Here is a 23,355-nt window from a genome sequence, read left to right as displayed (position 1 = left end):
GTGAGTCACAGCGTCCTGCAGATCCTCCTCGCTGCGATCGTCGTCCTCCCCCTCGCCGGCGCCGTCGCCGGCCTGCTCCCGGCCCCGCCCGGGCTGAAGGGCAAGAACCCGGACCAGGCCGTGCTCCGCCACGGCGTCACCGTCACCGGCGCCGTCCTCGCGCTGTCCGTCGCCCTCGCCGCCGGCTTCGACCACGACCGGCCGGCGCGGATGCAGGCGACCACCGACATCAGCTGGATCCCGGCCCTCGGCATCCGCATCCACCTCGGCGTGGACGGCATCTCGCTCCCCCTCCTCGTCCTGACCGCGCTGCTGACCTTCCTCTGCGCGCTGTACAGCTACTTCAAAACGCCCGCGGGCCCGTCTCCCAAGGCGTTCGTCGCGCTGCTGCTCGTGCTCGAGTCCGGCACCCTCGCGTCCTTCGCCGTCCTCGACCTGATGCTGTTCTTCCTCGCCTTCGAGATGGTCCTCATCCCGATGTACTTCCTCATCGCCCGCTGGGGCGGTGAGGGCCGCGAGCGCGCCGCCTGGCGCTTCATCCTCTACACGCTGCTCGGCTCCGTCGTGATGCTGCTCGGCCTCCTCCTCATCGGCATCAAGGGCGGCACGTTCGACATGGTGGCACTCGCCACTGACAACGGGTCGAACCTCAGCCACACCACCCAGGTCGTCGCGGTCCTGGCCATCGGCGTCGGACTGGCCGTCAAGGCCCCGATGTGGCCCCTGCACAGCTGGCTGCCCGACGCCCACACCGCCGCCCCGACCGCCGGCTCGGTGCTCCTCGCCGGTGTGCTGCTGAAGATGGGCACCTACGGGTTCGTCCGCATCCTCCTGCCGGTGACGCCCGACGGCGTCCACACCTTCGCGCCCTACCTCGCCGCCTTCGCGGCCGTCGGCATCGTCTACGGCTCCCTGGTCTGCCTCGCCCTCGCCCGCCGCGGCGCGGGCGGCGACCTCAAGCGCCTGATCGCCTACTCCTCCGTCGGCCACATGGGCTTCGTGCTGCTGGGCATCGCGACGCTGACCCCGACGGGTGTGAACGGCGCGCTGTTCGCCAACATCGCCCACGGCCTCATCACCGGCCTCCTCTTCTTCCTCGTCGGCGCCCTCAAGGACCGCTACGGCACCAGCGACCTCGACCGCCTCTCCGGCCTCACGGGCGCCGCCCTCTACGGCCGGGCCCCACGCCTCGGCGGCCTGCTGGCCTTCGGCGCGGTCGCCTCGCTGGGGCTGCCCGGGCTCGCCGGATTCTGGGGCGAGATGCTCGCGATGTTCGCCTCGTTCCGCCCCGCCGACGGCCTCAGCCGCCCCGCCTTCCTCACCTTCATGGCCCTCGCCGGCCTCGGCACGCTGCTGACGGCGGCGTACATGCTGGTCGTGGTCCGCCGGGTGTGCATGGGGGAGAAGCGGGACGAGACCCCCGCCCTCGCCGACGTCCGGACCTACGAGTTCGCCGCCTGGACTCCGCTCGTCGCCCTCACCGTTCTCGCCGGACTCTGGCCCGCGGCCCTCCTCGGCCTCACCGACCCGGCCGTTCAGCAGCTCCTCGCAGGAGGCAACTGATGGGCTCCCTGGTCCAGTCCGTCGACTGGCTCGCCATCGCCCCGCCCACCGTCACGGCCGTCGTGGCGCTGGTGATCCTCGTCGCCGACCTGTTCCTGCCCGAGGAGCGCAAGCCGCTCCTCGGCCGGATCGCCGTCGGGGGCCTCGTGCTGGCCGGGCTCTCGCTGCTGCCGCTGCTGGGCGGTGACCGTTCGACGTTCTGTCTGACGGGGCCCGGCACGAGCGGCCACGCCTGCAGCTACGCGGCCGACCACTTCACGCTGGTCATCCAGTTCCTGGTGCTCGGCGGCGCCCTGCTGACCGCGCTGCTGTCCGTCAGCGCGATCGCCGACCTCGGACTTCCCGCCGGGGAGTTCTGGTTCCTGCTGCTGTCCTCGGCCGCCGGTGCCGCCCTGCTGCCCGCCTCCCGCGACCTCGCGACGCTCGTCGTGGCCCTCGAAGTGGCCTCGCTGCCCGCGTTCGCCCTCGTCGGCCTGCGACGCGGCGACCGCCGCTCCTCCGAGGCGGCGCTGAAGTTCTTCCTCTCCTCCGTCACCGCGACGGCCGTCACGCTGCTCGGCGTCAGCTTCGTCTACGCGGCCACCGGCACCCTGCACCTGACGGAGGTCGCGGACGGCCTCACGGGCGTGGACCCGCGCCTGGCCACGCTGGCGCAGGCGGGCGTGGCCCTCACGCTCGTCGGCTTCGCCTTCAAGACCGCGGCCGTCCCCTTCCACTTCTGGGTGCCCGACACCTATGTGGGCGCGCCGCTGCCGATCGCCGCCTACCTGTCGGTCGTCGGCAAGGCGGTCGGCTTCACCGGCGTCATCCTCGTCGCCGTCGTCGCCTTCCCCTCCTACGCCGACGTGTGGGGCCCGGCCCTGGCCGTCCTCGCCGCCCTCACCATGACCGCCGGCAACGTCGCCGCGCTGCGGCAGCGCCCGGACCGCGAGCACAGCGCCGTACGCCTGCTGGCCTGGTCCTCCGTGGGCCAGGCGGGTTACCTGCTCGTCCCCATCGCCGCGGCGGGCTACGCCGACGACCCCGGGCGCGCCATCGGCTCCACCGTCGCCTACGCCCTGATGTACGCGGCCGTGAACCTCGGCGCCTTCGCCGTCGCCGCGCTGGTGGCCCGTACGAGCCCGGCCAACCGGATCGACGACTACCGCGGCCTGTACGCCCGCCGGCCCGCCGCCGCCCTCGCCCAGGGCTTCTTCCTGCTGTGTCTGGCGGGTCTGCCGCCGGGGATCATCGGCCTCTTCGCCAAGGTCACCGTCTTCTCGGCGGCCGTCGACGCGGGGCTGGGCTGGCTGGCGGTGGTCATGGCCGTCAACGTCGTGATCGCGCTGTACTACTACCTCCAGTGGACGGCGGTCCTCTTCCGCAGCCCGGAGGGCACGGCGGAGGGCGCCGCGGAAGGCGCGGCCGAAGCCCCCGCCGAGCCGGCGCCGCGCGTGCCGGCGCCGCTCGCGACGGCCATCGCCCTGGCCGCCGTCCTGGGCGTGGCCCTCTCCGGCGCCCCGCAGCTGGTCCTGCGCTTCGCCTCGCAGGCGCTGCTGTAGGGCGTACGGGAGGGTTTCACCCGGTCGGCGCGGCCCGGCCCCCGTGCACAAGGGAACTAGCGGCACTCATCTGGCGTTGACCAGTTCGAAAGGTTCCACTGGTTCAAGGGGTCCCCCGCCGCACCGTCTGGAGGGCGTACCGTGCACCGCCGGCACAACGGGCTCAGGACCGCCGTCCTCCTCGGAGGGCTGTCCGCGCTCATCATCGTCATCGGCAGCGTCTTCGGGCGCACCGGCCTGATCGTCGCGGTCCTGGTGGCGCTCGGCACCAACGCCTACGCCTACTGGAACAGCGACAAGCTGGCCCTGCGCGCGATGCGGGCCCGGCCCGTGAGCGAGTTCGAGGCGCCCCAGCTCTACCGCATGGTGCGCGAGCTCTCCACGGCCGCGCGGCAGCCCATGCCCCGGCTGTACATCTCCCCGACCGAGGCCCCCAACGCCTTCGCCACGGGCCGCAACCCGCGCAACGCCGCGGTCTGCTGCACCGAGGGCATCCTGCGCCTGCTCGACGAGCGCGAGCTGCGCGGCGTCATCGGCCACGAGCTGAGCCACGTCTACAACCGCGACATCCTCATCTCCTCCGTCGCGGGCGCCCTCGCCTCGGTGGTGATGTTCCTGGTGAACTTCGCCTGGCTGATCCCCTTCGGCCGCTCCGACGACGACGAGGGCCCGGGGATCTTCGGCATGATCATGATCATGCTCCTCGGCCCCGTCGCGGCCTCCCTCATCCAGCTCGCCGTCAGCCGGTCCCGCGAGTACGAGGCCGACGCCTCCGGCGCCCGGCTGACCGGTGACCCCCTCGCCCTGGCCGCCGCCCTGCGCAAGCTGGAAGCTGGCACGCAGCGCCTGCCGCTGCCGCCGGAGCCGCGCCTGGAGACGGCGAGCCACATGATGATCGCGAACCCGTTCCGGGCGGGGGAGGGCATGACGAAGCTGTTCTCCACGCACCCGCCGATGACGGAGCGCATCAGCCGCCTGGAGCGGATGGCGGGCCACGGCTCCTGAGCCGCCAAGGGCGGTTCGTGACCGGTGGGGCGCATGACCTCCGGGGTAATCGACCGCCGCGCCGCCCTCGCGCAGGATCGGGGCATGACGAACAGCAGCGTGAGCACGCGCGCGACAGTCGAGGAATTCCTGGCCCGCCGGTTGGAGGGCGACCCGGAGCGCACGGCCGCCCTGTTCGCCGGCACGGTCGACTGGCTGATCGCCGAGAACCCGGCCGTCCCGTGGATCCGGCCGCGCTCCACGCGCGCGGACGTGGCAGACCACTGGCGCGACCTGGCCGCCGGAGTGGCGCCGGACGAGGGCAACAGCGTCGAGTCGTTCGTCGTGGACGGCGCGGAAGCGGTCCTGACGGGCTGGCTGGCCGGGACCGTCCGGTTCACCGGCAAGTCCTTCCGGGTGCCCTTCGCGATGCGGCTGACGGTCGAGGACGGCCTGATCACGCGCTTCCACGTCTACGAGGACAGCCTCGCGGTCGCGGCGGCGTGCGAGGCCTCCTGAGCGCTCCTAGCCGATGGGCTGGCCGTCGAGCGAGCCGCCCGTGCAGACCTTCTTGACCACGGGCGTCAGCCGGCCGCCCTCCCGTTCCAGCGTGACCGCGCCGCCCTTGTCGAGGCACTCCCTGACGTCGGTGTCGCCCGGCCCGGCGGCTGCCGCGACGCCGCCGCCGAGTGCGCCCGACGCGGCGACGATCAGGGCCGCGGCGGCGGTCCCCACGATGTGGTGCGTGTGCTGCGCAAGTGGCATGGGATGTCCTCGTCCTGTCCGCGCGGAGGGGGCGGATGCCCACCATGGCCACACGCCGCCGGCCCGGGCACGTGGTGTTGACCCGTTCGGGCACCTCCGTCGCCGGCCCGTACACCGTGGGTTCACCGTTGCCCCGGACGCCTGCGCCGGCCCGTCCGCCTGCTCTAGCGTGCCGCGTAGGCAGCGGAGGGGACAGCGAGGAGGGGCAGCGTGGACGAGGACGAGGATCTGAGGCTGCGGGCCATCGCGCCCGAGATCTCCCGGGTCACCATCGGCCTGATGCGCAAGACCGTCGGCCTCGAACCCGCCGAGCGCGTACCGGAGGAGGCGCTGTGCGTCGCCGACGACGTGCTGGCGAAACACGGCACGGACGGGCTCCGGGTGCTCATCATGAGCCTGGCGGGCTGGATGACGGTGGGCATCGAGAACATCGCCCACCTGACGGGGAAGACGAACGAGGCGGTCGTCGACGACATCGAACTGACCTGCATGGAGGCGAATCCGGACGGCTGAGGGGGACGTGCCCGCCACGCCGGCGACGCCGCTCGTCAGAGAAGCGTGCCGAGGGGGCCGAGGTCGAGGTTGAGATCGTCCATCGTCAGCCCGTAGCGCTCGCAGAGCTCGGCCATGCGGTCGTGAAGGATCATCAGGGTGAGACCGAGCCGTTCCTCCTGCTCTTCGGTGAGGTCACCCTCGTCGACGCGGTGGAGCGCCTGGCGTTCCATGAGCTGGCGCAACAGCTCGACGATGGTCAGGACGAGCCGGACCAGGTCCCGCTCGACCGTGTCGGGATCGGTGTGCAGCCGTTCGGCGGCGGTGCGGCCAGGGGCGCCGAGCGGGGGCGGAAGCTCGTCGGGGTGGGCCGGGACGACCGACAGGGCGCGGGCCGCCGCCTGGGCGACCTCCCGCAGGCGGTCCGGCTCCCGCAGGTGGTCCGGGCGGGGCAGGTCACCACGGTTCGCCACGGTCGTCACCGCCCTCGGCCGGCACGCTTCCCGGTACCAGGGTTCCCCACGTGCCGTCGGACTGTTCGCGGATGGCCACCACGACGGCTCGCAGCGATATGCGCACCAGGTCGATGTCGGCGATCGACAGCACGAGATCACCGGTGAGGACGACACCACCGCTCAGCAGGCGGTCGAGGAGGTCGATCAGGGCCACTTGCCGCGCCGCCAAGGGGCGGTCCTCTTCCGCGTAGGGGGCCGTCACGGCGGTGCCCCCTCCCCGGCACCGGGGTCGGCGAAGGAGTAGGGGGCCCACGGGCCGGTGATGTCCACGCGGATGCCGGGAGCGTCCTCGACGGCGCTGTGGACACGGCGCCGGAACTCCTCGGCGAGGCCGTGGGGGACGAGGTAGGCGTCGTTGGCCACGTTCTCGCCGGCCGCGTCGGCCAGCCGGCCCTGCTGCGGCCGGTGGCGGGCCCGCGCCGCGGCAAGGTCGCGGGTCGCGGCGTCGATCCGGCGGACCACGTCCTCCGCCGCCCGCCACGCGTCCCGGCGCGCCTGGTGCTGGTGGCGGCGTTGCCGCGGCCGCGTCCACGTAGACCTTCACACCCCATTCCGCGTGCCCGGCCAGGCGGCCGAGCGCGGCGGCGAACACGGGCCGCCCTTCGTGCAGCATCTGTGCGACGCGCGTGTCGTCGAGGTACACCGTGGCGAGCCGGAGCGGCAGGACGGTGGTGCGGGCGGCGAGGGACTCCACGACCAGGTGGTGGGCGCGGGCCGTCCGCTCCAGCCAGTCGAGGTCCTCCAGGTGCGCCTTGAGCGCGGACTGCGAGAAGTCGGCCTCCGGGACGGGACTGACCGCCGCCGCCACCTCGTCGGAGCGGACGAGCGCGCCGGGACTGTCCGCCACGCCCTGGCGGCGATCGGCGTGGCAGCCGTCGACAGGGCGAAAGCGCACCGCCATTGACGGGCGCCCCCCTACGCGTGCCTGACGGGGCCTTCGGCGCGGCAGCCGGTCGGTCGGCGGCGGGCTTCCGTTCGGCCGACGCCCCCTAGGGGGCTTCTCAGGGCCCTCACCTGCGGTGCAGCGGAACCTCATGCCGGCGGGCAGGCGTCTTTGTGGCCAGAGAACCAGTCGCGTGGAAGGCTTTGTTCATGAGGTTGATCCTGAATGTCATCTGGCTGGTCCTCTGCGGACTCTGGATGGCGATCGGCTACGCCGTCGCAGGCTTGATCTGCTGCGTCCTGATCGTGACCATCCCGTTCGGCATCGCGTCGTTCCGTATCGCTTCGTACGCCCTGTGGCCCTTCGGCCGTACGGCGGTGGAGCGGCGCGACGCGGGTGCCGGGTCGTTGCTCGGCAACATCATCTGGATCGTCTTCGCCGGCTGGTGGCTGGCGCTCGGTCACATCGTCACCGGCATCGCCCTGTGCGTCACCATCATCGGAATCCCGCTGGGTATCGCCAACTTCAAGCTGATCCCCATCTCGCTGATGCCGCTCGGCCGCGAGATCGTCCCGTCGGACCGGCCCTTCGCCACACGGTGACGAACCCCGGGGAGCGCCAAGGGAGTTCCCGGGGCGGGCACGGCGCGAGGGCGCGTCCGGACGGCGGTCGGCCGTCCCGGCGCGCCCTCGTCGCGTGGGCTACCGGTGCTGGTCGCGGGGCGACTAGCGGTAGTTGACGAACTGGATCGCGAAGTCCAGGTCCTTGCCCTTGAGCAGCTGCTGCACGGCCTGGAGGTCGTCGCGGCTCTTCGAGGAGACCCGGAGCTCGTCGCCCTGGACCTGGGCCTTGACGCCCTTGGGGCCCTCGTCGCGAATGATCTTGGCGACCTTCTTCGCGTTCTCCTGGGAGATCCCCTCCTCGATGGAGGCGAAGATCTTGTACTCCTTGCCGGAGGCCTGCGGCTCGCCCGCGTCCAGCGACTTCAGCGAGATGCCGCGCTTGACCAGCTTGGTCTCGAAGATGTCGAGGACGGCCTTCACGCGCTCCTCGGCGTTGGCGCGCATCTCGATCTTCTCGCCCGACCAGGCGATCGAGGCGCCGACACCCTTGAAGTCGTAGCGCTGGGAGATCTCCTTGGCGGCCTGGTTGAGGGCGTTGTCGACCTCCTGCCGCTCGACCTTCGAGACGATGTCGAAACTGGAGTCGGCCATATTGAGTTGGCTCCTCGTACGTAGATCCATCAGGGGCTCGGCCCGGAGGCCGGTTGCCAGCCTAGTCACCCGGGGGCCGATCGAGGGGCTGTGAACCGAGTGGCGGACCACCCCAGGTCATCGGGTATGGTTTACGTCGTTGCCACGGAGCGGCTCGAAAGAGCGACCGAGGCGACCACCCATGGCGGTGTGCCCGAGTGGCCAATGGGAGCGGACTGTAAATCCGTCGGCTTAGCCTACCCAGGTTCGAATCCTGGCGCCGCCACGGAACGAGGCCCCTGACCTGCAAAGGTCAGGGGCCTCTTTCGTTGTCCGGCGCCGGGACGGGCGCCGGGATCCGCCGTCACCGCCCGCCGGGGCCCGCCACGGCCTTCACCGCCTCCGCGACCGGCGTGCCGCCGCCGATCAGCTCCAGGGTGAGGCCCGCCGTCCCCGGCTCCAGCAGCAGCTCGGCCAGCACCGCCGCCACGTCGTCCCGGGTCACGTCGCCCCGGCCCGTCGAGCCCGCCGACAGCGTCACCAGGCCCGTGCCCGGCTCGTCGGTCAGGCGGCCCGGACGCAGGACGGTCCAGTCCAGGGCGGACCGCTTGCGGACGTCCTCGTCGGCGGCGCCCTTCGCGCGCAGGTAGGCGGCGAAGACGGGGTCCGTGCCCGGCGGGGGCTCGCGGTCGGCGCCCATGGACGAGACGACGACGAACCGGCGCACTCCGGCCGCCTCCGCCGCGTCGGCGAAGAGCACGGCCGCGCCCCGGTCGACGGTGTCCTTCCGCCCGGCGCCGCTGCCCGCTCCCGCGCCCGCCGCGAAGACGGCGGCGTCGGCGCCCTCCAGGTGCTGGGAGACGTCCCCGACGGACGCCGACTCCAGGTCGCAGACGACCGGTTCGGCACCGGCCGCCAGCAGGTCACCCGCTTGTCCGGGGCGGCGGACGACGCCCGCCACTTCGTCACCGCGCGCGGCGAGCAACCGCTCCAGCCGCAGCGCGATCTGTCCGTGTCCTCCAGCGATGACAATGCGCATGAGGCGACCGTACGCCCCCGGTCACCGCTCGGGATCACCGCCGCGCGGGGACTGCCGGGGCAGGTCCAGGGCCACCGTGGCCTGGACGTCGCCGTACTCCCGCACCGCGCTCGTGCGGGCCACGACGCGCCCCCGGTGCACCACGAGGCGGCTGTAGCCGAGCGACAGGACCCCCGCGACCCCGTCGCCCCGCACCGCCAGCAGCTCCGCCGGGAAGCCGGCCTCCACGCGCACCTCCGGCAGCCCCGTGGCCGCCCGCGCCCGCCCGCTCACCGCCTCGTAGGCGTCCTCCGGCCCCAACTCGCCCCGGGCGGCCAGCAGGAAGGCCGCCTCCAGGGGGTCGCCGCGCCCCACCGGCCCGGCCGCGTCCCGCAGGGCGCCGCTGCCGGCGGCCACCCGCACCCCCGTCGCCCGCAGGAGCCGTACGGGCGCGCGCCAGGCGCCCCGGGAGGCACAGCAGTCGCCCTGCGGCAGGCACACCAGCGTCACCCCGGCCGCCGCGAGTTGCTGGCCGGCCCGGACGGCCTGGTCGCGCGGCAGCCGGGACAGGCCGCCGCAGGGGCCCAGGACGACGCCGGGCCGCAGGCCCCCCGCCATGGCCGCGAGGCGGGCGAGCCGGGCGGGATCGTCCGCGTCGGTGTGCAGGTCGACGGCGCAGCCGTGTTCGGCGGCGAGGGAGAGCACGACCTCGGCGTAGCCCGTGGGGTCGGGGTCGAGGTCCGGGCAGCCGCCGATCACGGTGGCGCCCATCTTGACCGCGTCCCGCAGCACGGCGAGCCCGTCCGCCCCGGCGACGCCCGTCAGCAGCCGGGGCACCGCCACCGCGCTCAGCTCCGTGAGCCCCCGCAGCGCCCGGCGGGCCTGGAGGACGGCCTCCAGCGAGCGCAGGCCCTGGACGTCGCCGACGCGGACGTGGGTGCGCACGGCCGTGACGCCGTGGCCCAGTTGCAGCAGGGCCGCCTCGGTGGCGCGGCGCTGGACGTCCTCCACGCCGTACGGGACGGGGCCGCCGAGGTCCGCGGTGAGCGCGGTGTCGTAGTGGGCGTGGGGCTCGGCGGGGGCCGGCAGCAGCAGATAGCCGGCGAGGTCCACGCGCGGTCCGGGCGCGAGGCTGCCCGCCGTGCCGACGGCCTCGATGCGGCCGCCGCTGAGGCGCACGTCCACCACGCGCCCGTCGGCGAGGCGGGCGCCGCAGAGCACCAGGGTGCCGTCACCGGGCGGCGGGGCGGCGTCGGGGTTTCTGGCGGGCTGCGGCTGACTGTCGGGCATCGCGCTCCTCCGGGGCATGATCACGCACCGTGGTCCGAGCGTAGGCCGCGCGCGAAGCCATTCGGAGCAGGCGACGAATAGTCGTACTGGTGTGGCCCACGAGAGCGGTGCGGAAGGCGCCGGGCGGGGGGCCCGGATACGGATTTCACCTTCGGCGGCAGACCGTGTAATGTCTTCCTCGCTCGCCCCAATAGCTCAGTCGGCAGAGCGTCTCCATGGTAAGGAGAAGGTCAACGGTTCGATTCCGTTTTGGGGCTCTGGTGTGAGAGGTTTCCCCGTCTTCGGACGGGGAAGTTCTCCCGCATCAAAGCGGTGTAGCTCAGTCGGTAGAGCAAGCGGCTCATAATCGCTGTGTCACCGGTTCAAGTCCGGTCACCGCTACACACAGTAGCCGATTGTGGGGTCGGTCCTCCGATCGGCTACTCTTTTCTGCGTTGAATCCGTCCATCCGTCAAGGAGCACTCACGTGGCTGCCACCGACGTCCGCCCGAAGATCACGCTGGCCTGCGTGGAGTGCAAGGAGCGGAACTACATCACCAAGAAGAACCGGCGCAATGACCCGGACCGACTTGAGATGAAGAAGCACTGCCCGCGTTGCAACGCCCACACGGCGCACCGCGAGACTCGCTAAGCACATAGCGTCGTTCATGAGGCCGTCCCCGACTTCCGGGGGCGGCCTCATGGCGTATCCCACCCCAGTCCACTCAGGAGGTGCCGAGCCGATGGCGCTCGACCAGTCCTTCGTCGGACGGACCTATCCGGCCACCGACCCGTATGAGGTCGGGCGGGAGAAGATCCGCGAATTCGCCGAGGCCATCGGTGACGCCAATCCGGTGTACACCGACGCCGAGGCCGCCAAGGCCATGGGTCACCCCGATGTGATCGCACCGCCGACTTTTGTGTTCGCCATCACGTTCAAGGCGGCCCGGCAGGTCATCCGGGACCCGCAGCTGGGTCTGGACTACAGCCGCGTCGTGCACGGCGACCAGAAGTTCGCCTACACCCGGCCGGTCCGGGCGGGCGACCGGCTGACGGTCACCTCCACGATCGAGTCGATCAAGTCCCTGGCGGGCAACGACGTCCTGGCGGTCCGTGGCGAGGTCCACGACCAGAGCGGTGAGCACGTCGTGACCGCGCACACGATGCTGGTGGCGCGCGCCGCCGAGGAGGCGTGATGGCCGCGAAGATCTCCTACGCCGACGTCGAGACCGGCGCCGAGCTGCCCGCGCAGTCCTTCCCGGTGACCCGGGCGACGCTCGTCGAGTACGCGGGCGCCTCCGGTGACTTCAACCCGATCCACTGGAACGAGAAGTTCGCCAAGGAGGTCGGCCTCCCCGACGTCATCGCCCACGGCATGTTCACCATGGCCGAGGCGATCCGGGTGGTCACCGACTGGGTGGGCGACCCGGCCGCGGTCGTGGAGTACGGCGTGCGCTTCACCAAGCCGGTCGTCGTCCCCAACGACGACGAGGGCGCGGTCATCGAGGTCAGCGCCAAGGTCGCGGCCAAGCTGGACGACGAGGCCCGTACGGTCCGCGTGGACCTGGTGGCCAAGAGCGCCGGCCAGAAGGTGCTCGGCATGTCCCGAGCGGTGGTCAAGCTCGCCTGACGCGGCGCGGGGTGGCCCGGAAAGGGGTCGCCCCGTCCTCGCCCCTTGCAAAGTTAGTAAGTAGTCACTAACTTACTGCCCATGGTCAGGATGACGGCAGAGGAGCGGCGCGAGAGCGTCGTCCGCGCCGCGATGACGGAGTTCGCGCGCGGCGGGTACAACGGCACGTCCACGGAGGCGATCGCACGGCGCGTGGGCGTCTCGCAGCCGTATCTCTTCCGCCTCTTCCCGAACAAGCAGGCCATCTTCCTCGCGGCGGCCCACCGCTGCCTGGAGGAGACCCACGACCTCTTCGCGGAGGCGCGCAGGGACGCGACGTCGCCCGAGGAGACCCTCTCCGCCATGGCGGAGGCGTACCAGCGCCTGATCGCGGAGGACCCCGACAAGGTCCTCCTCCAGATGCAGATCTACGTGGCCGTGGCCGCCGCCGAGGCGGCGGGCGACCGCGAGTTCGGCAGCTCGGTCCGGGACGCCTGGATGAGGCTGTGGGACTCCGTGCACATCCCGCTGGGCGCGGACCAGGCCGAGACGACCCGGTTCTGGGCCTACGGCATGCTCATCAACACCCTCGTCTCGCTGGGCTTCCCGGCGGGCCACCGGGTGTGGGAGGGCTTCTATGTGGCGGCCCGCCCCGAGTGACGCCCGCCCGGGCGTGATCCGGGCGTCCGCACGACCAAGAAACTTAGTGAGTAATAACTAACTGTGCTAGCCCATCACCTTCGGGGGGACCGATGCAATCACCGCGCACAGCCGGCTGGGCACTGCTGATCACCGGCATAGCCGGCTTCATGGCCGCGCTCGACAACCTCGTGGTCACCACCGCCCTGCCCGCCATCCGCGAGGACCTCGGCGGGGCGCTGGGAGACCTCGAATGGACGGTGAACGCCTACACGCTCACCTTCGCCGTCCTGCTGATGTTCGGCGCGGCGCTCGGCGACCGCTTCGGCCGCCGCAGGCTCTTCATGATCGGCGTCACGATCTTCACGGGCGCCTCGGCGGCCGCCGCGCTCGCGCCCGGCATCGAGGCCCTCATCGCCGCCCGCGCCGTCCAGGGCGCCGGTGCCGCGATCATGATGCCGCTGACCCTCACCCTCCTCACCGACGCCGTCCCCGCCGAACGGCGCGGCATGGCCTACGGGATCAAGGGCGCCGTCGACGGCCTGGCCGTCGCCACCGGCCCGCTCATCGGCGGCACGCTCACCGAGCACGTCTCCTGGCAGTGGATCTTCTGGCTCAACGTCCCGCTCGGCCTGGCCCTCCTCCCGCTGGCCCGGCTGCGCCTGCGGGAGTCCCACGGCACCGGCGCCCGCCTCGACGCCACCGGCACCCTGCTGGTCAGCGGCGGCCTCTTCGGCGTCGTCTACGGTCTGATCAGCTCCCACTCCGACGGCTGGACCAGCGCCAAGGTCCTGGCCAGCCTCACGGCCGGTGCGGCGCTCCTGTGCGGCTTCGTGGTCCACGGCGCCCGGGCGAAGAACCCCATGCTGCCCATGCGCCTCTTCCGCAGCCGGGCCTTCAGCGCGGTCAACTCCGCGAGCCTGCTGATGTTCTTCGGCATGTTCGGCTCGATCTTCCTGCTGAGCCAGTTCCTGCAGAACGTGGTCGGCTACTCGCCCACCGAGGCGGGCCTGCGGATGCTGCCCTGGACCGCCATGCCGATGGTCGCCGCCCCGCTCTCCGGCCTCCTCGCCGACCGGATCGGCAGCCGCCCCGTCGTCGCCGTCGGCCTGGGCCTCCAGGCCCTGGGCCTGGCCCTCTTCGCCTTCGTGGTCGACCCGGACGTCTCCTACGCGGCACAGCTCCCGGCCATGATCGTCAGCGGCGTGGGCATGGGCCTGTTCTTCGCCCCGGCCGCGAAGCTGGTCATGTCCAGCGTCCGCCCCGCCGAACAGGGCATCGCCTCCGGCGCCAACAGCGCCCTGCGTGAGGTGGGCGGAGCCCTCGGCATCGCGGTGCTCGGCTCGGTCTTCGCGGCGCAGGGCGGCTACGGGAGCCCCACCCTCTTCGTCGACGGCCTCACCCCGGCGCTCTGGGGCGGAGCGGCCATGGTCGCGGTGGCGGCGCTGGCCGCGCTGCTGATCCCGGCCCGGGCCGGCGGAACGGCACGGCCCGAGCCGGAGACGGCCCGCGTCCCCGCCGGGGTCTGACCGGCAGGCCGCACGAACGGGCGGGACACCTGGCCCTCACAGGAGAGGGCCCGGCGTCCCGCCCTCGTGCCGTCCTCCCTCGTCCCGCACCCTGCGGGCCGCTCCCACCGCCCCCGTACCCTTGTGCCCGTGCAGGAACGACACGACGCCCCCCTCGCCCCCCTGACCACCTTCCGTCTCGGTGGCCCCGCGACCCGCCTGATCACGGCCGTCACCGACGCCGAGGTCGTCGAGGCGGTCCGCGAGGCCGACGCCGCCGGCACGCCGCTGCTGATCATCGGAGGCGGCAGCAACCTGGTCATCTCCGACAAGGGCTTCAGCGGCACGGCCCTGCGCATCGCCACCACGGGCTTCAGCCTCGACGGCACGCGCCTCGAACTGGCCGCCGGCGAGAACTGGTCCGACGCCGTGGCCCGCACCGTCGAGGCCGGCCTGGCCGGCGTCGAGTGCATGGCCGGCATCCCCGGCTCGGCCGGTGCCACGCCGATCCAGAACGTCGGCGCGTACGGCCAGGAGGTCTCCTCCACGATCACCGAGGTCGTCGCCTACGACCGCCGCAGCGGCGAGACGGTGGTCGTCCCGGGCGCCGAGTGCGCCTTCTCGTACCGGCACAGCCGCTTCAAGCAGGACCCCACGCGCTACGTCGTCCTCCGCGTCCGCTTCGAGCTGGAGGACGCCGACGGGCTCTCCGCGCCCGTCAAGTACGCCGAGACGGCCCGGACCCTCGGCGTCGAGCCGGGCGACCGGGTGCCGGTGGCCCGGGCCCGGGAGACGGTGCTCAAGCTGCGCGCCGGCAAGGGCATGGTCCTGGACGCCGAGGACCACGACACGTGGTCGGCGGGGTCGTTCTTCACCAACCCGATCCTGGGCGCGGCCGAGCACGAGGCGTTCCTGGCCCGCGTGGCGGAGCGGCTGGGCCCGGACGTCACGCCGCCCGCGTTCGCGGCGGGGGACGGCCTGGTGAAGACGTCGGCCGCCTGGCTGATCGACAAGGCGGGCTTCACAAAGGGGTACGGGACGGGGCCGGCCCGCATCTCCACGAAGCACACCCTGGCCCTGACCAACCGCGGCTCCGCCACCACCGAGGACCTCCTGGCCCTCGCCCGCGAGGTCCGGGACGGGGTCCACGAGGCCTTCGGGGTCACCCTCGTGAACGAGCCGGTCACCGTGGGCGTCAGCCTCTAGGGGTCCGCCGGCGGGCTCAGGCGGCCAGCCAGTCGCCGATGCCCGCCAGCAGCTTCTCGCGCACGTCCGGCGGCGCCGCCGACCCCCGCACCGACTGGCGGGCCAGTTCCGCCAGCTCCGCGTCCGTGAAGCCGTGGTGCTCGCGGGCCACCTCGTACTGGGCGGCCAGGCGCGAGCCGAACAGCAGCGGGTCGTCCGCGCCCAGCGCTATCGGCACGCCCGCCTCGTACAGCGTCCGCAGCGGCACGTCGGCCGGCTTCTCGTAGACGCCCAGCGCGACGTTCGACGTCGGGCAGACCTCGCACGTCACGCCCCGCTCCGCGAGCTTGCGCAGCAGCCGGGGGTCCTCCGCCGCCCGCACCCCGTGGCCCACGCGACTGGCGTGCAGGTCGTCCAGGCAGTCGCGCACACTCCCCGGCCCCGACAGCTCGCCGCCGTGCGGCGCGGCCAGCAGGCCGCCCTCCCGGGCGATCTCGAAGGCGCGGTCGAAGTCGCGGGCCAGCCCGCGCCGCTCGTCGTTGGAGAGGCCGAAGCCGATGACGCCGCGGTCCGCGTAGCGCACGGCCAGCCGCGCCAGCGTGCGGGCGTCCAGCGGATGCTTCATGCGGTTCGCGGCGACCAGGACGCGCATCCCCAGGCCCGTGTCCCGGGACGCCGTCTCCACCGCGTCGAGGATGATCTCCAGCGCCGGGATCAGACCGCCCAGCCGGGGCGCGTACGAGGTGGGGTCGACCTGGATCTCCAGCCAGCCCGAGCCGTCCCGGACGTCCTCCTCGGCGGCCTCGTGCACCAGCCGCCGGATGTCCTCGGGGGAGCGCAGGCACGACCGCGCGATGTCGTACAGCCGCTGGAAGCGGAACCAGCCGCGCTCGTCCGTGGCCCGGAGCCTCGGGGGCTGGCCGCTGCTCAGCGCCTCCGGAAGGTGCACGCCGTACTTGTCGGCGAGCTCCAGCAGGGTCGACGGGCGCATGGACCCGGTGAAGTGCAGGTGCAGATGGGCCTTCGGCAGCAGCCGGACGTCGCGAACCTTCTCCATCCCAGGATCTTGCCGTATCCGGCGCGTCGACCGGAAGGGACTTTCCCTGATCGGGCGCCGGACCGAAAGCGCACGCGAAACGACGACGGGCCCCCGGCCGCAGCCGGGGGCCCGTGGCGGGAAGGCGTCCTACGCCTTCGCCTCCGCCAGCAGCTTCTGGATCCGCGCGACGCCCTCGACGAGATCCTCGTCACCCAGCGCATACGACAGCCGCAGGTAACCCGGCGTGCCGAAGGCCTCACCCGGGACCACCGCGACCTCGGCCTCGTCCAGGATCAGCGCGGCCAGCTCCACGGAGGACGCCGGGCGCTTGCCGCGGATCTCCTTGCCGAGCAGCTCCTTGACCGACGGGTAGGCGTAGAACGCGCCCTCCGGCTCCGGGCAGAAGACGCCGTCGATCTCGTTCAGCATCCGCACGATCGTGCGCCGGCGGCGGTCGAAGGAGACCTTCATCTCGTCGACGGCCGTCAGGTCGCCGGAGACGGCGGCCAGCGCCGCGACCTGCGCCACGTTCGAGACGTTGGAGGTGGCGTGCGACTGGAGGTTGGTGGCGGCCTTGACGATGTCCTTCGGGCCGATGACCCAGCCCACGCGCCAGCCGGTCATCGCGTACGTCTTGGCGACGCCGTTGACGACGATGCACTTGTCGGCGAGCTCTGGCACGACCACCGGCAGGGAGGCGAACTCGGCGTCGCCGTACACGAGGTGCTCGTAGATCTCGTCCGTGAGCACCCACAGACCGTGCTCTGCGGCCCAGCGGCCGATCTCCTCGACCTGGGCGCGGGAGTAGACCGCACCCGTGGGGTTCGAGGGGGAGACGAAGAGGAGGACCTTCGTCCGCTCGGTGCGCGCGGCCTCCAGCTGCTCGACGGAGACCCGGTAACCGGTCGTCTCGTCGGCGACGACGTCCACCGGGATGCCGCCCGCGAGACGGATCGACTCCGGGTAGGTGGTCCAGTACGGGGCCGGGACGATGACCTCGTCGCCCGGGTCGAGGATCGCCGCGAACGCCTCGTAGATGGCCTGCTTGCCGCCGTTGGTGACGAGCACCTGGGACGCCTCGATCTCGTAGCCGGAGTCGCGCAGCGTCTTCGCGGCGATCGCGGCCTTCAGCTCGGGCAGGCCGCCGGCCGGGGTGTAGCGGTGGTACCGCGGGTCGCGGCAGGCCTGCACCGCGGCCTCGACGATGTACTCGGGCGTGGGGAAGTCGGGCTCACCGGCACCGAAGCCGATGACGGGACGCCCGGCGGCCTTGAGGGCCTTGGCCTTGGCGTCCACGGCGAGCGTGGCCGACTCGGAGATCGAACCGATGCGGGCGGACACCCGGCGCTCGGTGGGGGACTGTACGGGAGGAGTCGCAGCGGTCATACACGCATCGTCGCAGACCGGCCGGGCCCCGGGCACGGGTGTTTGCCGCACGCGCGACGCGGGCCCGCCGCGGACCGGCCCCGCGGGCCCGCGCACACCCGTCACGGGGGTCCGTACGAGGCGTTCCGGCAGGCCCGCGGGCGGGTCCTCGCGGCCCCCGCCGGGCCCGCCGCGCCCCCGGCTGTTCGACGACGGCCGCCGGACCACGTACACTCATGCGTCGTTGGCCCTCACCGGCGAATCCGTTCCTTGCATGCACACTGTGCTTCCGGGTGGATGCGGTACGTTGGGGGAACCACAAAGGGTCGTAGCTCAATTGGTAGAGCACTGGTCTCCAAAACCAGCGGTTGGGGGTTCAAGTCCCTTCGGCCCTGCTACACGCATCGTCACCAGGGTGCGTGCGTGCGTACGTAGTGAAATGCACCGCCGTGCGGCTCAACCGGGCGCGGCACGGCCACGACCCGGATTCAGGTGAGGACGTAGTGACGGAAGCCCTTGGCTCCACCGCGACGCCTGAGAGCGGTCGTCCCGAGGACGAGGTGGCCACCAAGAAGGGCCGCCGTGGTGGCAAGCGCGGGAAGAAGGGCCCTCTGGGCCGCCTCGCGCTCTTTTACCGTCAGGTGGTCGCCGAGCTCCGCAAGGTCGTCTGGCCCACCAAGAGTCAGCTGTCGACGTACACCACTGTGGTGATCGTCTTTGTTGTCATCGTCATCGGTCTGGTGACCGTGATTGACTATGGGTTCGAGCAGGCCGTCAAGTACGTCTTCGGCTGAGCCCGGCCCCGCGCGTGAAGGCGGCCTCTTCGAGAGCCGCCTCTTCGCCCGTTCCACCCCTTGAAGCCAGGAAGAAGCAGCCAAGTGTCTGACCCGAACCTGAACGACGCCGCCGAGCCCGTCGAGGCGACGGAGGCCGACGTGGACGCTCCGGCTCCGGCTGACTCCGAAGAGGTCGGCGAAGACACCGAGACGCAGATCCTCCAGAACGCCGACGGCGGCGACGAGCTCGACGCGGAGGAAGCCGCCGCGGGCGAGCCCGCCGAGGAGGCCGCGCTCCGTGTCGAGGGCGAGGACGCCGAGGACGCCGAAGAGGCCGAGGGCACCGAGGAAGAGGCCGCCGAGCCCGCCGAGGAGGAGGCTCCGGCCGACCCCGTCGACGCGCTCCGCGAGGAGCTGCGCGGCCTGCCCGGCGAGTGGTACGTGATCCACACCTACGCCGGTTACGAGAACCGCGTGAAGACCAACCTCGAGCAGCGCGCCGTCTCGCTGAACGTCGAGGACTACATCTTCCAGGCCGAGGTGCCGCAGGAAGAGGTCGTCCAGATCAAGAACGGCGACCGCCGCACCGTCCGCCAGAACAAGCTCCCCGGCTACGTGCTGGTGCGCATGGACCTGACGAACGAGTCCTGGGGCGTCGTCCGCAACACCCCGGGCGTCACCGGCTTCGTGGGCAACGCCTACGACCCGTACCCGCTGACCCTGGACGAGATCGTCAAGATGCTCGCCCCCGAGGCCGAGGCGAAGGCCGCCAAGGAGGCCGCCGAGGCCGAGGGCCGCCCCGCCCCCAGCCGCAAGGTCGAGGTCCAGGTTCTGGACTTCGAGGTCGGCGACTCGGTCACGGTCACCGACGGCCCGTTCGCGACGCTCCAGGCGACGATCAACGAGATCAACGCCGACTCGAAGAAGGTCAAGGGCCTCGTCGAGATCTTCGGCCGCGAGACCCCGGTCGAGCTGAGCTTCGACCAGATCCAGAAGAACTGACGCTTCTGGCTCTCCCAGCCTCCGAGCAGGTCAGACGGTCCCTCGCGGACGGTCTGACCTGCTCGTTTTTGGACCGGCCGCGATACCCGTTATCGTGGTGCGGTATGCCTGCGCGCAGTGTGCGTGGGCAAAAAAACTCTCACTAGGACCCGGAGAGAGCAATGCCTCCCAAGAAGAAGAAGGTCACGGGGCTTATCAAGCTCCAGATCCAGGCCGGTGCGGCCAACCCGGCTCCGCCGGTCGGCCCCGCGCTGGGTCAGCACGGCGTCAACATCATGGAGTTCTGCAAGGCCTACAACGCCGCGACCGAGTCGCAGCGTGGCATGGTCGTGCCGGTGGAGATCACGGTCTACGAGGACCGTTCCTTCACCTTCGTCACCAAGACTCCGCCGGCCGCCAAGCTGATCCTGAAGGCCGCGGGCGTGGACAAGGGCTCCGGCGAGCCCCACAAGACCAAGGTCGCCAAGCTCACGCGCGACCAGGTCCGGGACATCGCCACCACCAAGATGCCCGACCTGAACGCCAACGACCTGGACGCCGCCGAGAAGATCATCGCCGGCACCGCCCGTTCCATGGGCATCACGGTCGAGGGCTGACGATCCCCGTTTGACCCGTGGCAGGGCCGGCGCTGGCCCGGACCACAACTCCACGCTCAACCCTTTCAGGAGCAGAAGTGAAGCGCAGCAAGACTCTCCGCGCTGCGGACGCCAAGCTCGAGAAGGAGCGTCTGTACGCCCCCCTCGAGGCCGTCCGTCTCGCCAAGGAGACCTCCGCCACCAAGTTCGACGCGACCGTCGAGGTTGCCTTCCGCCTGGGTGTCGACCCGCGCAAGGCCGACCAGATGGTCCGCGGCACCGTGAACCTTCCGCACGGCACCGGTAAGACCGCCCGGGTCCTGGTCTTCGCGACCGGTGACCGTGCCGAGGCCGCGCGTGCCGCGGGCGCCGACATCGTCGGTGCCGACGAGCTGATCGACGAGGTCGCGAAGGGCCGTCTGGACTTCGACGCCGTCGTCGCCACCCCGGACCTCATGGGCAAGGTCGGTCGCCTCGGCCGCGTGCTCGGTCCCCGTGGTCTGATGCCGAACCCGAAGACCGGCACCGTCACCCCGGACACGGCCAAGGCCGTGACCGACATCAAGGGCGGCAAGATCGAGTTCCGAGTCGACAAGCACTCGAACCTCCACTTCATCATCGGCAAGGTCTCGTTCGACGACGCCAAGCTGGTGGAGAACTACGCCGCGGCGCTGGAGGAGATCCTCCGTCTGAAGCCGTCCGCTGCGAAGGGCCGCTACATCAAGAAGGCGACCCTGACCACCACCATGGGTCCCGGCATCGCCCTGGACTCGAACCGCACCCGCAACCTCCTCGTCGAGGACGAGACCGTCTGATCAGCCTGATCGGCGTCTCGTAGCGAGAGCTCACCAGCCGGGCCCCGCACCCCACCAGGGTGCGGGGCCCGGCTGCGTTCCTCCCGCCTTGCGCTCCTCCCCGCCCGCCGGCGCTGTCGGTGCCGTGCGCTACGTTGCCGGTCTCGTTGCACACCAGACATGGGGGGAAGCGATGGCGGCGAAGAAGTCCGCGGTGCGCGTGGCGGCGGTCGCCGCGGTGGCCCTGGCCCTGACGTCGGTCACGGGCTGCGGCGGCGGCAAGAGCGGGGGCGGCGGCTCGTCCGCGGCCGAAGGCACCCAGGCCCCCCAGGGCGCCCGGGAGGGCGGTGGCGCCCCCGGGGGCGAGTCCCCGGCCGCCATGGCGATCAGCGCCCTGCGCAAGGCCGTGGACGCCACCGACGGCAAGCACTCGGCCAAGGTCGACGGCAGCATGGCGATGGGCGACATGATGTCCGCGGACCTCAAGGGCGCCTTCGACTGGTCGCAGGGCATGCAGGGCGACGTGACCATGAACTACACCGGCGGCCAGATGGGCGACCTCCTCAAGGAGATGGCCGGTGGCGGCGGCATGCGCGCGCTCTACCTGCGGGACGCCTACTACGCGAGCATGGGCGACGAGATGTCCGCCAAGATCGGCGGCAAGCACTGGATCAAGTACGACTACGACTGGATGGCCCAGAAGATGGGCCCCTCCGGGGCGTACATGAAGGACCAGATGCAGAACAACAACCCGACGCGCTCCGCCCGGCTGGTCATCGAGTCCGGCGACGTGCGCGCCGCCGGCACGGAGGACGTGCGGGGCGTGAAGGCCACGCACTACACCGGCACCGTCGACGTGACCAAGATCGCCGAGAAGAGCTCCACGCTGGGCAAGGACGCGGTGGACGGCCTCAAGCGGCAGCTCGGGCAGCAGGGCGCCACCACGGAGCAGATAGACCTCTGGGTCTCCGAGGACAACCTGCTGATCAAGAAGGTGGAGCGGGCCCAGGGCAGCCGGGGCGCGGTGAACTCGACCGTCTACTACTCGGACTTCGGCACCTCCGTGACGCTCTCGGCGCCGCCCGCCTCCGACACCCTGGACGCCGCCCGGTCCGCCGGGGCCGGGGCCGCCTGACCGGGCCGGCGTGCCCCCGAGCCAGCCGATTTGCCTGTTCGCGGGTCGCTCACGTACCTTCTTCCAGAAGCCAAAGACCGCTGGTCGTTGCTGTGCCTCCTGATGGAGGCGTGGTGGCCGAAGGATCCGCTAGCTGCGGGCGACCTGCGCAGGTGATTGTGGTTGAACTCCCGTCGGGGCGTAATGAAGATTGCGTCCGCACGGTCGAGTCACGCCCCGAGCGCCTGCGCCGGGGCGTTTCGTTTTGCCCAGGTCCCTTCTCGCGCCTAAGCGGTCCGAATCACCCGGAAGGAGGCCGAGGCTCATGGCGACGTCCGCCAAGGCCGCCGCGGTTGCCGAGCTCACGGACAAGTTCCGCAGCTCCAACGCCGCTGTGCTGACCGAGTACCGCGGGCTCACCGTGGCGCAGCTCAAGACGCTGCGCCGTTCGCTCGGTGACAACGCGCAGTACGCCGTGGTGAAGAACACGCTGACCAAGATCGCGGCCAATGAGGCCGGGTTCCAGCTCGACGACCAGCTCTTCGCTGGCCCGACGGCTGTCGCCTTCGTCACCGGTGACCCGGTGGAGTCGGCGAAGGGTCTTCGTGACTTCGCCAAGGACAACCCCAACCTGATCATCAAGGGCGGTGTCCTTGATGGCAAGGCGCTGTCCGCCGATGAGATCAAGAAGCTTGCGGACCTCGAGTCCCGCGAGGTTCTGCTCAGCAAGCTGGCCGGTGCCATGAAGGGCAAGCAGTCCCAGGCTGCCTCGCTCTTCCAGGCGCTGCCGACGAAGCTCGTCCGCACCGCGGACGCGCTGCGCGCCAAGCTCGCCGAGCAGGGCGGTGCCGAGTAATTCGGCTCGCGCATTGACCGCCGCCTGACGGCGTCGGTCGCAGCGGGCCGTACGCCCGCCGACATGTACATCCGGCACCTGCCGATTTAGTGGAAGGACCCGCCATCATGGCGAAGCTCACCAAGGACGAGCTGCTCGCGCAGTTCGAGGAGATGACCCTCATCGAGCTGGCCGAGTTCGTCTCCGCCTTCGAGGAGAAGTTCGACGTCACCGCCGCCGCCGCCGCGCCGGTCGTCATGGCCGGTGGTGTCGCCGGTGGCGCCGCCGAGGCCGCTGAGGAGCAGGACGAGTTCGACGTCATCCTCACCGCCGCCGGTGACAAGAAGATCCAGGTCATCAAGGTCGTGCGTGAGCTGACCTCCCTGGGCCTGAAGGAGGCCAAGGACCTCGTCGACGGCACCCCGAAGCCCGTCCTCGAGAAGGTCGCCAAGGACGCCGCCGAGAAGGCCGCCGAGGCCCTCAAGGGCGCCGGCGCCTCCGTCGAGGTCAAGTGACCTCTCGGAGTCGACTGACTCCCCTCTGACGGGCGCCGGAGAGCCTCCGGAGCACGTCGGGAACCTAAGGGCGATCACCCATGCGGGTGGTCGCCCTTGGGCGTTCCCGGGACGGATGCGCGCACCCGGTCCCGGGGACGAGTATGGTGATCTTCGTTGCCCTGCCGACGCCACAA

General features: G+C 71.5%; 28 protein-coding genes, 4 tRNA genes and 1 pseudogene. 23 read left to right on the top strand and 10 right to left on the bottom strand.

All coding sequences use genetic code 11. The features are described 5' to 3' along the window. Positions 1 to 15: 15 nt before the first annotated feature. The 4 genes from CYQ11_RS13600 to CYQ11_RS13585 all read left to right on the top strand — a co-directional run bounded on the left by CYQ11_RS13600 (position 16) and on the right by CYQ11_RS13585 (position 4,607). Positions 16 to 1,563 (top strand): complex I subunit 4 family protein, encoded by a 1,548-nt coding sequence (locus CYQ11_RS13600; protein WP_099199703.1) that lies wholly within the window; start codon positions 16 to 18, stop codon positions 1,561 to 1,563. After that, positions 1,563 to 3,104 carry an NADH-quinone oxidoreductase subunit N gene (locus CYQ11_RS13595; protein WP_099199392.1) on the top strand — a complete coding sequence of 514 codons (1,542 nt, stop codon included), beginning with the start codon at positions 1,563 to 1,565 and terminating at the stop codon, positions 3,102 to 3,104. The genes CYQ11_RS13600 and CYQ11_RS13595 overlap by 1 nt, the downstream gene beginning before the upstream one ends. Positions 3,105 to 3,245: 141 nt before the next feature. Then, entirely contained in the window at positions 3,246 to 4,109 is an 864-nt protein-coding gene (gene htpX / locus CYQ11_RS13590; protein WP_099199393.1) for a zinc metalloprotease HtpX, read from the top strand. Positions 4,110 to 4,193: 84 nt separating this feature from the next. Beyond that, entirely contained in the window at positions 4,194 to 4,607 is a 414-nt protein-coding gene (locus tag CYQ11_RS13585) for a nuclear transport factor 2 family protein (protein WP_099199394.1), read from the top strand. Positions 4,608 to 4,613: 6 nt separating this feature from the next. Here CYQ11_RS13585 and CYQ11_RS13580 read toward each other — a convergent pair whose 3' ends face one another. Beyond that, positions 4,614 to 4,853, bottom strand: coding sequence for a hypothetical protein (locus CYQ11_RS13580; RefSeq protein ID WP_099199395.1), 240 nt, complete (start codon positions 4,851 to 4,853; stop codon positions 4,614 to 4,616). Positions 4,854 to 5,063: 210 nt separating this feature from the next. Between CYQ11_RS13580 and CYQ11_RS13575 the strand changes: the two genes are divergently transcribed. Then, positions 5,064 to 5,366, top strand: coding sequence for a hypothetical protein (locus tag CYQ11_RS13575; RefSeq protein ID WP_099199396.1), 303 nt, complete (start codon positions 5,064 to 5,066; stop codon positions 5,364 to 5,366). Positions 5,367 to 5,401: 35 nt separating this feature from the next. Here CYQ11_RS13575 and CYQ11_RS13570 read toward each other — a convergent pair whose 3' ends face one another. The 4 genes and pseudogenes from CYQ11_RS13570 to CYQ11_RS30640 all read right to left on the bottom strand — a co-directional run. Then, positions 5,402 to 5,818 carry a gas vesicle protein K gene (locus tag CYQ11_RS13570; protein WP_240003413.1) on the bottom strand — a complete coding sequence of 139 codons (417 nt, stop codon included), beginning with the start codon at positions 5,816 to 5,818 and terminating at the stop codon, positions 5,402 to 5,404. Beyond that, positions 5,802 to 6,062 carry a gas vesicle protein gene (locus CYQ11_RS13565; RefSeq protein ID WP_099199397.1) on the bottom strand — a complete coding sequence of 87 codons (261 nt, stop codon included), beginning with the start codon at positions 6,060 to 6,062 and terminating at the stop codon, positions 5,802 to 5,804. Before CYQ11_RS13565 ends, CYQ11_RS13570 begins: the two co-directional genes overlap by 17 nt. Next, positions 6,059 to 6,322 carry a GvpL/GvpF family gas vesicle protein gene (locus CYQ11_RS30645; protein WP_275666397.1) on the bottom strand — a complete coding sequence of 88 codons (264 nt, stop codon included), beginning with the start codon at positions 6,320 to 6,322 and terminating at the stop codon, positions 6,059 to 6,061. The genes CYQ11_RS13565 and CYQ11_RS30645 overlap by 4 nt, the downstream gene beginning before the upstream one ends. Before the next feature lie 118 nt (positions 6,323 to 6,440). Then, a pseudogene (locus CYQ11_RS30640) lies at positions 6,441 to 6,761 on the bottom strand (GvpL/GvpF family gas vesicle protein); the annotation flags it as partial. Positions 6,762 to 6,952: 191 nt separating this feature from the next. On the opposite strand from CYQ11_RS30640, the gene CYQ11_RS13555 reads away from it, so the two are divergent. After that, complete coding sequence (locus CYQ11_RS13555; RefSeq protein WP_099199398.1) at positions 6,953 to 7,345, top strand: YccF domain-containing protein; 393 nt, start codon at positions 6,953 to 6,955, stop codon at positions 7,343 to 7,345. A 123-nt stretch (positions 7,346 to 7,468) separates the two neighbouring features. Here CYQ11_RS13555 and CYQ11_RS13550 read toward each other — a convergent pair whose 3' ends face one another. Beyond that, on the bottom strand, positions 7,469 to 7,957 hold the full coding sequence (locus tag CYQ11_RS13550; protein WP_099199399.1) for a YajQ family cyclic di-GMP-binding protein: 489 nt from the start codon (positions 7,955 to 7,957) through the stop codon (positions 7,469 to 7,471). Between the two features lie 183 nt (positions 7,958 to 8,140). Between CYQ11_RS13550 and CYQ11_RS13545 the strand changes: the two genes are divergently transcribed. Then, positions 8,141 to 8,222: transfer RNA gene (locus tag CYQ11_RS13545), tRNA-Tyr, on the top strand. Between the two features lie 78 nt (positions 8,223 to 8,300). Here the strand turns inward: CYQ11_RS13545 and CYQ11_RS13540 are convergent. Continuing rightward, the gene (locus tag CYQ11_RS13540) at positions 8,301 to 8,975 is read right to left on the bottom strand and encodes an SDR family oxidoreductase (RefSeq protein ID WP_099199400.1); all 675 of its coding nucleotides are present in this window, start codon (positions 8,973 to 8,975) and stop codon (positions 8,301 to 8,303) included. Between the two features lie 21 nt (positions 8,976 to 8,996). Beyond that, positions 8,997 to 10,244, bottom strand: coding sequence for an amidohydrolase family protein (locus CYQ11_RS13535; protein WP_099199401.1), 1,248 nt, complete (start codon positions 10,242 to 10,244; stop codon positions 8,997 to 8,999). Between the two features lie 184 nt (positions 10,245 to 10,428). On the opposite strand from CYQ11_RS13535, the gene CYQ11_RS13530 reads away from it, so the two are divergent. From CYQ11_RS13530 to CYQ11_RS13495, 8 genes are all read left to right on the top strand, one after another. Next, a tRNA-Thr gene (locus tag CYQ11_RS13530) sits at positions 10,429 to 10,501 on the top strand. A 51-nt stretch (positions 10,502 to 10,552) separates the two neighbouring features. Continuing rightward, positions 10,553 to 10,625 (top strand) — tRNA-Met (locus CYQ11_RS13525). Positions 10,626 to 10,710: 85 nt separating this feature from the next. Next, on the top strand, positions 10,711 to 10,875 hold the full coding sequence (gene rpmG / locus CYQ11_RS13520; protein WP_004571794.1) for a 50S ribosomal protein L33: 165 nt from the start codon (positions 10,711 to 10,713) through the stop codon (positions 10,873 to 10,875). Positions 10,876 to 10,966: 91 nt separating this feature from the next. Then, complete coding sequence (locus CYQ11_RS13515) at positions 10,967 to 11,419, top strand: MaoC family dehydratase N-terminal domain-containing protein (protein ID WP_099199402.1); 453 nt, start codon at positions 10,967 to 10,969, stop codon at positions 11,417 to 11,419. Further along, the gene (locus tag CYQ11_RS13510) at positions 11,419 to 11,853 is read left to right on the top strand and encodes a MaoC family dehydratase (RefSeq protein WP_099199403.1); all 435 of its coding nucleotides are present in this window, start codon (positions 11,419 to 11,421) and stop codon (positions 11,851 to 11,853) included. Before CYQ11_RS13515 ends, CYQ11_RS13510 begins: the two co-directional genes overlap by 1 nt. Positions 11,854 to 11,934: 81 nt before the next feature. Beyond that, entirely contained in the window at positions 11,935 to 12,492 is a 558-nt protein-coding gene (locus CYQ11_RS13505; protein WP_099199404.1) for a TetR/AcrR family transcriptional regulator, read from the top strand. Positions 12,493 to 12,584: 92 nt separating this feature from the next. Beyond that, positions 12,585 to 14,000, top strand: a complete 1,416-nt coding sequence (locus CYQ11_RS13500) for a DHA2 family efflux MFS transporter permease subunit (RefSeq protein WP_099199405.1) — start codon at positions 12,585 to 12,587, stop codon at positions 13,998 to 14,000. A 129-nt stretch (positions 14,001 to 14,129) separates the two neighbouring features. Beyond that, positions 14,130 to 15,185, top strand: coding sequence for a UDP-N-acetylmuramate dehydrogenase (locus tag CYQ11_RS13495; RefSeq protein WP_099199705.1), 1,056 nt, complete (start codon positions 14,130 to 14,132; stop codon positions 15,183 to 15,185). A gap of 16 nt (positions 15,186 to 15,201) precedes the next feature. Here CYQ11_RS13495 and CYQ11_RS13490 read toward each other — a convergent pair whose 3' ends face one another. Together CYQ11_RS13490 and CYQ11_RS13485 are read right to left on the bottom strand one after the other, a co-directional pair. Then, on the bottom strand, positions 15,202 to 16,221 hold the full coding sequence (locus CYQ11_RS13490) for an adenosine deaminase (RefSeq protein WP_181143653.1): 1,020 nt from the start codon (positions 16,219 to 16,221) through the stop codon (positions 15,202 to 15,204). Between the two features lie 129 nt (positions 16,222 to 16,350). Continuing rightward, positions 16,351 to 17,589, bottom strand: coding sequence for a pyridoxal phosphate-dependent aminotransferase (locus CYQ11_RS13485; protein WP_099199407.1), 1,239 nt, complete (start codon positions 17,587 to 17,589; stop codon positions 16,351 to 16,353). A 301-nt stretch (positions 17,590 to 17,890) separates the two neighbouring features. Between CYQ11_RS13485 and CYQ11_RS13475 the strand changes: the two genes are divergently transcribed. The 8 genes from CYQ11_RS13475 to rplL all read left to right on the top strand — a co-directional run bounded on the left by CYQ11_RS13475 (position 17,891) and on the right by rplL (position 23,179). Continuing rightward, a tRNA-Trp gene (locus tag CYQ11_RS13475) sits at positions 17,891 to 17,963 on the top strand. Positions 17,964 to 18,071: 108 nt separating this feature from the next. After that, positions 18,072 to 18,362: a preprotein translocase subunit SecE gene (gene secE, locus CYQ11_RS13470; RefSeq protein WP_071961684.1), complete on the top strand. Its 291-nt coding sequence runs from the start codon at positions 18,072 to 18,074 to the stop codon at positions 18,360 to 18,362. An 84-nt stretch (positions 18,363 to 18,446) separates the two neighbouring features. Beyond that, positions 18,447 to 19,346, top strand: coding sequence for a transcription termination/antitermination protein NusG (gene nusG / locus CYQ11_RS13465; protein ID WP_099199409.1), 900 nt, complete (start codon positions 18,447 to 18,449; stop codon positions 19,344 to 19,346). A 161-nt stretch (positions 19,347 to 19,507) separates the two neighbouring features. Further along, on the top strand, positions 19,508 to 19,942 hold the full coding sequence (gene rplK, locus CYQ11_RS13460) for a 50S ribosomal protein L11 (RefSeq protein ID WP_003956479.1): 435 nt from the start codon (positions 19,508 to 19,510) through the stop codon (positions 19,940 to 19,942). A 77-nt stretch (positions 19,943 to 20,019) separates the two neighbouring features. Continuing rightward, on the top strand, positions 20,020 to 20,736 hold the full coding sequence (rplA, locus tag CYQ11_RS13455) for a 50S ribosomal protein L1 (protein ID WP_099199410.1): 717 nt from the start codon (positions 20,020 to 20,022) through the stop codon (positions 20,734 to 20,736). A 172-nt stretch (positions 20,737 to 20,908) separates the two neighbouring features. Then, positions 20,909 to 21,850, top strand: coding sequence for an SCO4651 family lipoprotein (locus CYQ11_RS13450; RefSeq protein WP_099199411.1), 942 nt, complete (start codon positions 20,909 to 20,911; stop codon positions 21,848 to 21,850). A 304-nt stretch (positions 21,851 to 22,154) separates the two neighbouring features. Beyond that, positions 22,155 to 22,685: a 50S ribosomal protein L10 gene (gene rplJ, locus CYQ11_RS13445; RefSeq protein WP_099199412.1), complete on the top strand. Its 531-nt coding sequence runs from the start codon at positions 22,155 to 22,157 to the stop codon at positions 22,683 to 22,685. A gap of 107 nt (positions 22,686 to 22,792) precedes the next feature. After that, positions 22,793 to 23,179, top strand: coding sequence for a 50S ribosomal protein L7/L12 (gene rplL / locus CYQ11_RS13440; protein WP_099199413.1), 387 nt, complete (start codon positions 22,793 to 22,795; stop codon positions 23,177 to 23,179). Positions 23,180 to 23,355 lie beyond the last annotated feature (176 nt).

The organism is Streptomyces cinnamoneus, assembly GCF_002939475.1.
Classification (GTDB): Bacteria; Actinomycetota; Actinomycetes; order Streptomycetales; family Streptomycetaceae; genus Streptomyces; species Streptomyces cinnamoneus_A.
This window is presented reverse-complemented; position numbering and strand designations above follow the sequence as displayed.